8 protein-coding genes are annotated in these 10648 nt (G+C 43.2%); 4 read left to right on the top strand and 4 right to left on the bottom strand.

Translation table 11 applies throughout. From position 1 onward, the window contains the following. The coding region (locus AB4232_RS12960; RefSeq protein ID WP_372087276.1) for a fatty acid cis/trans isomerase at window positions 1-1875 on the top strand (1875 nt) is incomplete at its 5' end. A 217-nt stretch (window positions 1876-2092) separates the two neighbouring features. Here the strand turns inward: AB4232_RS12960 and torS are convergent. Beyond that, the gene (gene torS / locus AB4232_RS12955; protein WP_012600910.1) at window positions 2093-5125 is read right to left on the bottom strand and encodes a TMAO reductase system sensor histidine kinase/response regulator TorS; all 3033 of its coding nucleotides are present in this window, start codon (window positions 5123-5125) and stop codon (window positions 2093-2095) included. 64 nt (window positions 5126-5189) lie between these two features. Next, window positions 5190-5354 (bottom strand): hypothetical protein, encoded by a 165-nt coding sequence (locus AB4232_RS12950; RefSeq protein WP_231847902.1) that lies wholly within the window; start codon window positions 5352-5354, stop codon window positions 5190-5192. On the opposite strand from AB4232_RS12950, the gene torT reads away from it, so the two are divergent. Both torT and AB4232_RS12940 read left to right on the top strand, forming a co-directional pair. Continuing rightward, window positions 5299-6246 carry a TMAO reductase system periplasmic protein TorT gene (gene torT / locus AB4232_RS12945; protein WP_240798283.1) on the top strand — a complete coding sequence of 316 codons (948 nt, stop codon included), beginning with the start codon at window positions 5299-5301 and terminating at the stop codon, window positions 6244-6246. The two genes, AB4232_RS12950 and torT, sit on opposite strands and share 56 nt — an antisense overlap. 60 nt (window positions 6247-6306) lie before the next feature. Continuing rightward, entirely contained in the window at window positions 6307-6762 is a 456-nt protein-coding gene (locus tag AB4232_RS12940; RefSeq protein ID WP_009844869.1) for a methylglyoxal synthase, read from the top strand. Window positions 6763-6945: 183 nt separating this feature from the next. On the opposite strand, the gene AB4232_RS12935 is transcribed toward AB4232_RS12940, so the two are convergent. Then, window positions 6946-8508, bottom strand: a complete 1563-nt coding sequence (locus tag AB4232_RS12935) for a methyl-accepting chemotaxis protein (RefSeq protein ID WP_372087275.1) — start codon at window positions 8506-8508, stop codon at window positions 6946-6948. Window positions 8509-8716: 208 nt separating this feature from the next. Beyond that, window positions 8717-9184, bottom strand: a complete 468-nt coding sequence (locus AB4232_RS12930) for an Lrp/AsnC family transcriptional regulator (RefSeq protein WP_122047453.1) — start codon at window positions 9182-9184, stop codon at window positions 8717-8719. A gap of 151 nt (window positions 9185-9335) precedes the next feature. On the opposite strand from AB4232_RS12930, the gene AB4232_RS12925 reads away from it, so the two are divergent. Next, entirely contained in the window at window positions 9336-10298 is a 963-nt protein-coding gene (locus tag AB4232_RS12925; protein WP_372087274.1) for a hypothetical protein, read from the top strand. Window positions 10299-10648 lie beyond the last annotated feature (350 nt).

Genomic DNA, 10648 nt, shown 5'->3' with positions numbered 1-10648 from the left:
GGCTTCGACTTTTCAACCGATCGCGACCAACAGTGTCCAACCATTGAAGAGTACGCTCAATACGAAAGAGATTACCCGACGTGGGGAATGCCTTATGGCATGCCGAACTTAGATAAAACGGAATACGCGACTTTAATGAGTTGGTTGGAAAACGGCGCGTTAATGAATGACCATATTCCACTGAATGATGCGGAACAAGAGCTCGTTGATATCTACGAGGGCTTTCTCAACAAGAGTGACAATAAAAGCCAGCTTTCAGCACGTTATATCTATGAACATCTGTTTCTATCACACCTCTATTTCTCTGATTTAGCTCAGCCAACACGCTTCTTCACCTTGGTTCGTTCTGCGACGCCTCCTGGTGAAGCGGTTCAACGCATCACGAGTCGTCGACCTTACGACGATCCAAAAGTGGATCGGGTTTATTATCGCCTGATTCCAGAGCAAGGCACCATCGTCCACAAAACACACATGCCTTTCGCATTAAATGAAGAACGCCTGAACAATTGGAACACATGGTTTGTGGATGCTCGTTACGCTGTCAAACAACTTCCTAGCTACGCGATTGACGTCGCGGCGAATCCAATGACTTCGTTTGAAGCTCTTCCGGTGAACTCGCGCTTCCATTTCATGCTGGACAATGCACAAAACACCATCATGGCCTTTATCAAGGGGCCGGTGTGTCGCGGGCAGCTCGCACTCAACGTGATCAATGATAGATTCTGGGTACTATTCATCGATCCTGATAAAGCAGATCTGCCTGAAATTAATCAGTTTTATGCCAACCAGAAGCAAAACCTAAAGCTGCCTAGTGAACTAGAAAGCAACACTGTCCCTGTCACAAGCTGGGTGAGCTACGCGAAGCAACAAGCTCGATACCTTAATGCAAAATCAGACTTCACCAATCAATGGTTTGATAGCGGAGTAAATCTAGACACAGATATCATTTGGGATGGCAATGGCACGAACCGTAATGCCGCGCTTACTATCTTTAGACACTTTGATAGCGCTTCAGTTGTTCAAGGTTTAGTTGGCCCACAACCCAAGACAGCGTGGATTCTTGATTACGCCCTTCTAGAACGTATCCATTACCTTCTCGTTGCTGGTTTTGATGTCTACGGTAACTTCGGCCACCAACTGATTACCCGTATGTTTATGGATTTCTTGCGCCTTGAGGGTGAGAGTAACTTCTTGACCCTTCTTCCAAAAGACGTACGACACATTGAACACTCAAGTTGGTATGAAAACCAAAGCTCACAGTTGAGCGACTACTTGCAGCGTAATATTGCACCTTTTGACCAGCCAACCAACGTGATATACAAAACGACAAATCCTAAGCGTGAACTGCTTAATATGATCAAAGATAAGCTCGCGCCGATCCTCGATAATCGCTTTGATATTGTCGAAACAGGTTTCAGTCGGAAAAACGAAGCTCTGCTCAAACAAGTGAATTTGATTAAGGGAGTTGGTCTGCGTCATGTGCCTCAATTAGTTACGATCATGATTGAAAGCGAGAACGGCGATGAGCAGCTGTTCACCATGATTCACAATAACGCTCACAGCAACATTTCAAGCCTGTTCAATGAAGAGGGTAATCGAGATTACGCCAATGACGACTTAACACTAGTACGTGGGGTTGTAGGTAGCTACCCTGCCGCTTATCTGTCATTAACTGAGCGCAATATACCGACTCTGGTTAAAGCACTGCAAAGCTTGGACACAGAAAAAGATTACGTCGCGTTGCTGGATAAGTTTGCAGTACGACGCAGTTCGCCTGAGTTCTGGCCATTCAGCGACCGAGTTCACCGTTGGTATCAACAAGATCAACCGATTGAGTTTGGTTTATTGGATTACAACCGTTTTGAGAATAGATAGTAAAAATAGATAGCGAGTAAACGGTATACCTTGATTCTAGCTTTTGAGCATTGACTATATTGCCTCGAGCGTAGGCTATATTGCTTGGAATGTTGGTGAGTCTTTCTTAAAGAACCATTGGTACACATGCTATAAAAAATCCTCTGACGAATAGTCGTTCAGAGGATTTTTTATTTGGCTTGCAGATTAGGTATAAGCTTAAAACAGGCTCACATCGTTAAACTGAAACATAGGGCACAAGTGCCTTCAACGAGTCTTTAACTAGTTCCGATAAAGCTTGGTCGTTATCTCGATACTGCAATAATGGTTCTTCGCTTGCTTCAATGCTCTGACACAAGCTGTACAGTGCCGATAGACCCAAACTACCCGCTGATCCTTTAAGTTTGTGCGCCAAGGACTTCACTTCTCGCCCATCATCCGCTTGACTCGCCTCAGCTAATTCATTCAAGGTCAGGTCACTGCTTTCATCAAACAGCGCCACGATCTGTTTCATTTTCTCTAATCCAAGAATCGACAGATCACCCTCTATCACTTTGGAATCAATCAATTTCACCGGAGCACCTCCTCTGTCTCGGGAATCAGTTGTATCATATTTAGCATCAATGGTAGCCGTGTGATTAGCCAATACATCTGCCATCAGTGTGGCGTTCCGTTCATCACTGTTACTCTCAATTACGCGTTTATAGTTTTGTTTGCAAACAGCATCGTTCGGATCAGGCTGTGGTAACAACAGTGCTTTACCATCGAGTTGAGTAACGATGAGCTGAGAAAGAGCCTCTTTCTCCAACGGCTTAGGCAAGAAACCATCGAACCCTGATGCTAAATAGCTTTCGACTTCTTCATTGAATACATGCGCCGACACCGCCACCATAGGTGGTATATTTATCGGCTCAGCCGTGGACGTTTGTTCTAGAATCGCTTTTAACTGTTGAATCAGCTCTATGCCATCACAATCGGGTAGATTGATGTCTACCAGCGCAATATCAAACGCCTGCTCACTGAATATAGCTCTGGCCTCTTCTCCTGTTGTCGCCATCACAACGTCATGGCCTAGGTTATTCAGAAATCCCTCAGCAACAATGCAGTTAACAGGGTTATCTTCAATCAACAGTACTTTGGCACGGATACAAGCTTCAATAGTCGGTGCTTTCGTTTCAATCTTCTCACCCGCGAACAAAGGTACTGAGAACCAGAATTGGCTACCTTCTCCTTCTTCGGAATGAACACCAATATCACCGTTCATTGCTTGCATGATACTTTTGCTGATCGCTAGCCCTAGCCCAGTGCCGCCAGTTTTATTGCGACCACTACCGGTTTGGGTGAATGCATCAAACAGACAAGCTTGCTCTTTGCTATCAATGCCAACCCCCGTGTCTGACACTTCAAACATCACTCGATTTTCATCTTCTATATCTAAGCTGATAAAGATATCGACTGAGCCTGTTTCAGTAAACTTAATCGCATTGCCAACCAGGTTGTTCAAAATTTGGCTGATTCGTGTTACATCACCACGCCAATAACGTTGTACGTTACTTTCAATATGGAAATCGAAATTAAGTTTCTTCTCAGCAGCACGCCCCTCCATTAGTTGGTAGGTATCTTTAACCATTTGGTAGAGATCAAACGAAGCCGTGCGTATTTCTAAATGCCCCGCTTCTATCTTTGAATAATCAAGCACGTCATTCAAAATGGCGAGAAGATTCTTGCCGCTGCGGTTAATGATATCGGCATAACCCGATTGCAAAGGATCTAGCCCAGTATCTTTAAGTAATCGAGCCGTACCTAACACACCATTCATCGGTGTTCGTATTTCATGGCTCATCGTCGCGAGGAAGGCGGACTTAGCCCGGCTTGCTTGTTCTGCGGCATTACGAGCCTTAGCGTGATTTTCCACCTCGACATTCAACTTCTCATTGGTTTTTTGCAGTTGATAAGTTCGGTCGGTGACCAATTCTTCTAAGTGCTCTTTATGTTCTTCGAGCTCACGTTTCGCCTTCGCTTCTCCAACGGCTACCACTTGTAGCGCCTGTGCCGTATTTCTCGCTGTAATAATAGCCTCACCCATATGAGCCAGTTCATCATTACCTTTAACCGAGATATCGATATTCAGACGCCCCTGAGCGATAGACATCAAAGCTGAAGAGTATTCAGTAAGACGTTTAACCACCGAGATATAAACAACTCGCCACACAATAACGGCAACGATAACCAAGCCAATAACCGAAATCACCGACAACGACCATTGAGCTAGATTCAGCGTGCTAGTCAGCTCATCAACCGCTTTTTTGGTACTTAGATTCGAATCGTCGATCAATTGGTTAACCGTTGTATTCAGTTGCGAAAACAGCTCCAGCGTATTTTGCATCAAAAATTCAGATTTTTTGGTGTTCTCATATTGTTCTAGCGATATATCGAACACGACTTGGCGCTTCCTTAATTCTTCAAGAAGCTGAGACATCTGCGCTGAACGAGTCGGATCTTCGACCGCTTTAACACGGCGCGCCATAATTCTTAGATTAGATTCAAACTCAGATTGGATTTGATGAATACGTTCAACGTTAGTGACAGTCTGCGTTTCTTCAATTTGATTAAGCATTTTGTACGCCAACAAATGTAATTCATGCAAGCGTTCAGACAAATCGAGGTCAACCTCAACAAGCGCATCTAAGGCTTGGTAGGCTTTATCAGTTTGCTTGGTTTCTAGTAGATCATAAATGTGTGTGACGTTGGCAACTGCGATGGTGGCCGTGTTCAACACTTGGGTTCGAGTTAGCTGCTCTAGCTCTTCCGCAAGTAGACGCATCTCTTCAACACGAGAAGACAGCTCCTTGTTTAACCAAAGCTTACGTTCAACTGACACGCCCAACTCAGCCAGTGTATTAATAACACTTTGGACATTGTTTTCGAGTTTATTAAGAAGTTGGGAATCAAAGCTGTCGACGCCAAGTTCTTTGATATGCTGAAGAAGCGACTCAAGTTGACCGAACAACATAGTGCCCGCTTCTTTTCTTTCTGCTTCATTTCTCGCATTAGAAAGCGTTTGTACCGACGAAATAATACGGTTACTCAACTCAGATACTTGACGAGCTTCGATCATGGCAGGAAGAGCAGAATCGACGACGTTTCTTTCAGTCTTTGCTACAAAGCTAAAACCAGAAACACCGATCAATGCAGACAATAAAACCAACAGGGCCATCACTAAGAATGAGGCAAGTAGCTTGCGTCCAATACTCGCTGAAGCTAACAACATAAACTCTAAACCTTAAAACGTTCTTCTTTACCCATGCAGAATACGCTATATTTTGCAGTGTTTCTTATCTAAAACCAATAAAACGGCAATTCATGCTATCTAGACCTTTAACTTCAAAAATTCTTCTCTCATTACTAGCATCAGTCACCACTGTAGCAAGTGCTAGTGAGCCTTTGAGCCCAATAAAACCGGCAGAAGCCACATCACAAAAAGAAAAAATTTGTGCCATTTATCCGCACCTAAAAGACTCTTATTGGTTATCGGTTAACTACGGAATGGTCTCAGAAGCAGAAAAGCAACAAGTCGAACTTAGAGTTTTAGAAGCTGGCGGTTACCCCAACGTAGCCAAACAGGCCTCACAACTGGTGCTTTGCACGAAATGGGGAGCTGATGCCATTATTTTAGGCACCGTTTCGCCTGACGCTTACCATGAGAACCTGACCAACTGGGTCGGAGCAACCCCTGTATTTGCCACAGTCAATGAGTTAACCGTCAATAAAGAACAACAAAGAGTATTAAAAGGCACGGTCGGTGTCGACTGGTATCAAATGGGCTTCCAAGTCGGAGAGTTTTTATCGAAAAGACATCCAAAAGGGTCAGGAGAAACACCTATAGCCCTATTACTTGGCCCACAAGCAAGCGGTGGCACTAAGCCTGTGGCTCTTGGGTTTTATGATGCAATCAAATCGAGCGATATCAAAATCGCGATCAGCTATTGGGCAGACAACGATAAAGAATTGCAAAGAAACTTGGTACAACAAGTCATCGAACAACCGGATATTCAATATATTGTCGGAAGTGCAGTCGCGATTGAAGCTGCGATAAGTGAACTAAGAGCTGCGGGTAAAACCAAAGAGATTGGGTTAATTTCAAGTTACTTAAGTCACGGAATCTACCGCGGTTTGCTTCGTAACAAGGTGCTTTTTGCACCAACAGATAAAATGGTTGAACAAGGTCGCTTGTCGGTAAAGCAAGCCACCCATTACTTGCGTGGTCAACCTTATGAAAAACATAGCGCACCCATGATTGAGGCACTGACACCCGCAACACTCAAAGATCAAATTATCGCTGACTCATTGTCACCTTCTGAGTTTCGCCCGGTATTCAGTGTGAATCCTTAGTGCTATATTGACTAAAGAACTCAAAACAATAAAAACGAATCAATCATTTAGGGAACATCCATGCAAAAAACGACGCGTACTATGCCAACGCATAAGAATATCGCTTTGGTCGCTCATGACCATTTCAAACCTGAGCTATTAAGATGGGTCAAAGAGAACAAAGAAAAACTACAAAAGCACTTCCTTTATGCAACGGGCACGACAGGTTCTCTACTCAGTAAAGAAACAGGCTTAGCGATTAAGAGCATGATCAGCGGCCCAATGGGCGGAGACCAACAACTTGGTGCGCTTATCTCCGAAGGCAAGATCGATATGATGATTTTCTTCTGGGATCCATTAAATGCCGTACCACACGACCCGGACGTAAAAGCACTACTTCGCATAGCAAGTGTTTGGAACATCCCTGTAGCAACTAACCGCGCTACCGCTAACTTCCTGTTTAACTCTTCACTGCTTGAAGAAGAAGTGATCATTGAGATCCCAGACTACGAAGCATACTTGGCAGAGCGCACATAATCACACGTTAAATTAGCCCTTTACTGAACACACTAAAGAGCCTGCATTATGAACTGCCCCCAATAGTTGGACATCAATTATTGGGGGCTTTTCTGTTTCTGAAAACGATTCTTTTGATCCACAAAAAAGCCTTGCTAGTTTCGCAAGGCTTCTCTTATTTTTCATGCTTCTAAAATCTAACTGCTATTTTTCTTCGAAGCGCTTCGCTAAATGATAGAACTCATTCACTTGCTCTTTTAGCTCTGTGGAGTGGTCTTTCACAGAATGTGTTGCAACCAAGTTTTGCTCTGCGGTAGAAGCGATAGACTGCATATGTAGGTTTACTTCGCTCGATAGTTCACGTTGTTTATGAGCAGAGCTTTCAACAGATTGCATCAGTTCATTCATCGATTGCATTAGATTTTCAACTTCAGATAAACGCTCTGCGCTCACCTTCGCAACATCACCACACGCGTCGGTTTGGTCTCTGTTCGCCAGAATATCTTTCTGCCAGCTTTCAATCGTCGCCAGCATGGTATCGATGCTCTCTTTAATCTGAACTGTGGCCTTTGACGTTCGTCCAGATAAAGCACGTACTTCGTCGGCAACAACTGCAAAGCCTCGTCCTTGCTCGCCTGCTCTTGCCGCTTCAATCGCAGCGTTAAGTGCCAACAAGTTGGTTTGTTCAGCAATACCACCAATCTCTTCCATTATCTTGCTCACGCTTTGCGCTTGATCGCTCAATTGGTAAGTCGTGTGCGTCGCTTTCTCCGCCTGAGATGCCAAGTTTTCAAGGTTGCGGTGGGTTTGATCGATGCTCTCTTTAGCACCAGCACAAGTTTGCAAGGTAACATCGACAATTTGGTGAGCTTCTTCTGTACGAGAAGATACTTCATTGGCGGTCACTTCAACCTCTTCAGTTGCTTCACGTACCTGAAGAATATCTTTTGTCTGCTGATCGAGCGCTTCAGTGACTTGGTATGACGTCGCATTAAGGTTATCAGCTAAATCTTGCAATGGTTTCGCTGAGTCTGTCATACGGCCTAACACAGTGCGAATTCGGGCAGACATCAGCTTGAGATGAAAATCGGCAACAGAGAACCGACTGTTACCTGAGTAGACAAGGCGACTGACACTATCGAATTTAGATTGCAGTTTTTTCAACTGTAATGGTGTATCAATGAGCTCTTGTCGGAAAAGCAGTGCTAGAGCAGAAACAGGAAGAAGACTCAATATCCACTGCGATGCTTGCCCTACTTCTACAAGATTTGAAATCAGAGGCGCAGCCAAAGAGCCGAGTAACACTGCGTAACGAACACTGTCACTGATCTGTAGTGACCATTGGCGACCTGACGTCTCAGCTTTCAATAAGCTTTGATAAGCCTTGTCTGCGACTTGTACCCATTCGTTTTTCGGCTTAACACGAACAGACTGATAGCCACTTACCTTCCCGCCATCATAAATAGGGGTAACGTAAGCATCAACCCAGTAGTGTCCACCGGATTTAGTCTTGTTTTTTACGATCCCGCGCCAAGCCTTGCCTTGTTTTAGATTCACCCACATATCGGCAAAAGCCGCTTTTGGCATATCACCATGCCTAACAACATTATGGTGTTGCCCTAGTAATTCATCTTGGCTGTATTCCGCAATACGGCAAAAAGCGTCATTACTATAAGTAATCACACCTTTAAGGTCGGTAGTCGAGACAAGTTGTTCGTTTTCGCTTAGAAGCGTTTCACGTGATTGAGAAGCTGAACTGACAGTCATTTGGTATTAACTTCGGTTAATTATTATTGTAGCGGAGGAATATATACAATTATTAAAGTTATGACAAAATATGAAAGTAACATTTTGTACAGATGACTAGTATTTATACAAAAATAACCTATGCATGTCACAAAACCCTGAACGCTAAGTCTCTTCTCTAACTCTTATGCCTTTGATCTAATTATTCACACCTCTATCTAACTAAAAGTCATGACTCATCTAAATTAACTGCAGTGGTAAATTTCACGGTTCTCATAGAGACAGAGGTATGGAACTTGCGAATATTCAGATCTTTACGTAATACTCGCTCAACAAAGTCTTCGTAAGCTTGAATATCTGTGACTGTAACAATCAACATAAAGTCAAAGCTACCTGAGATCTGATAGCACTGAGTGACCTCTGCAGCCTTAGAAATAGAATGGCGAAAGATTTGATAGATATCCCCTCGGTCGCGCTCCATTTCCACGGACACAACTAGGGTCATCTTGCTACCAGTAAGCTCAGGATTAATGATCGATACATCACCGACTATCACGCCCTCTTGCCTCAATCGTTTCACTCGCTTTAAGCAAGCAGGAGGTGATAGCCCTACGATCTCGGCTAACGATTGATTAGGGATCCGGTTATTCTTTTGCAGTTCAACCAATATGCTTCTATCTATACGGTCTATTTCCATAATTTCTTAAACCATGATTTTTTGACTGATAATTTCTTACTTTACGACAATTTAAAAATCACGGGTAATTTTATAAGTTATTTTTGAAATAATAATCACAACAATCGCGGTAAGATCTTTTTATACAACACAACGAGTTATGGTCGTAGCAATGAAATCAACCTATCAATTTTTCAAAGAGCTCCTCAAAGAAATCTTCGATGTCACTTCGACGCTTTTCCGTATCATGATTCCAATCATCATATTGATAAAAGTCGTCGAAGAGCTTGGCGGCATAATGATTCTTAGCGAATGGCTAAGCCCTATAATGGAAAGCGTCGAATTACCCAAAGAAATGGGCTTGGTATGGGCAACTACCATACTCACCAACATCTATGCCGGGCTAATTATCCTTATTAATTCCGATGTTCCCTTAACGGTTGCTCAAGCTTCAATTTTAGGCAGCATGATGCTCCTTGCTCACTCATTGCCAATTGAAGGCGCAATTGCCAAAAAAGCAGGTGTTAGCTGGCTGGCTACCCTATCGGTGAGAGTGGGTGGAGGCTTAGTGCTGGCATGGCTACTCAACCTCAGTTATCAATACGGAGACTGGCTCAACTACCCAGCAACCGTGCTTTGGCAACCGGAAGTATCTGGAGACACGAGTTATCTTGGTTGGGCGCTTGAACAATTCAAGAACTTTGCGGTTATCTTCATGGTAATCTCAGCACTATTACTGTTACTCAAGATCTTAAAGGTTCTAGGTATTGAGAAACTCATGGCAGTATTACTGAGACCATTGTTAAGAGTGCTGGGAATCAGCAAAGACGCAACAAACCTAACAATAATAGGAATCACGCTCGGCCTTTCGTTTGGTGGCGGCTTATTAATCAATGAAGCCAAGAAAGGGCATATCTCAGCAAGAGACGTATTCACCGCAATCATGCTGCTCAACTTGCTCCACAGTTTAATTGAAGATACGTTGTTGATCCTACTCATCGGGGCTGATTTCTACACGATATTTTGGGGAAGGCTTGTGTTTTCGGTGTTGGTTGTCGCTGTGATATCAAACGTCATTAAGCGCATAAATCCAAGCACTTGCGAACGGTATTTTTACCGCGATGTCTCTCAGTAATAAGTAAATCGCCAACAAGAAGAAAAAGGAAAAGAACTCAAATACGGGTTCTTTTTTACGACTTGGTACTCCTATCACCTCCGCTATTTTTAAATTTCACGCCCTTGAAACACTGAAAATCATTCTCAACACCCTAATTATTGATATTTCGTGTGAAAATAATTTCAGCACAGGTATTTACTAATAACTCAATTATTAAATGCAATGTTTAAACACAGAGAATATAAAACGCATCTTATTACTTATAACTCCATATCTTGTATAAAGTACTCTCAAGATAATAATCACTTCCCAACCAAGATTATTAAAATCCAAACTATCAACTATTCATTCAACAAAACTCATTAAAT

This window comes from Vibrio sp. 10N.286.46.A8 (assembly GCF_041470165.1).
GTDB classification, from domain to species: Bacteria; Pseudomonadota; Gammaproteobacteria; order Enterobacterales; family Vibrionaceae; genus Vibrio; species Vibrio tasmaniensis_A.
Note: the sequence above shows the minus strand (reverse complement) of the source record. Positions and strands in the feature narration are given on the sequence as shown.

Excerpts from the sequence above, each read along its gene's own strand:
- AB4232_RS12925 (WP_372087274.1), top strand. The coding sequence starts at position 9,336 with ATGAAATCAACCTATCAATTTTTCAAAGAGCTCCTCAAAGAAATCTTC.
- AB4232_RS12935 (WP_372087275.1), bottom strand. The coding sequence starts at position 8,508 with ATGACTGTCAGTTCAGCTTCTCAATCACGTGAAACGCTTCTAAGCGAA.
- torS (WP_012600910.1), bottom strand. The coding sequence starts at position 5,125 with ATGTTGTTAGCTTCAGCGAGTATTGGACGCAAGCTACTTGCCTCATTC.
- AB4232_RS12940 (WP_009844869.1), top strand. The coding sequence starts at position 6,307 with ATGCAAAAAACGACGCGTACTATGCCAACGCATAAGAATATCGCTTTG.
- AB4232_RS12930 (WP_122047453.1), bottom strand. The coding sequence starts at position 9,184 with ATGGAAATAGACCGTATAGATAGAAGCATATTGGTTGAACTGCAAAAG.
- AB4232_RS12950 (WP_231847902.1), bottom strand. The coding sequence starts at position 5,354 with ATGGCACAAATTTTTTCTTTTTGTGATGTGGCTTCTGCCGGTTTTATT.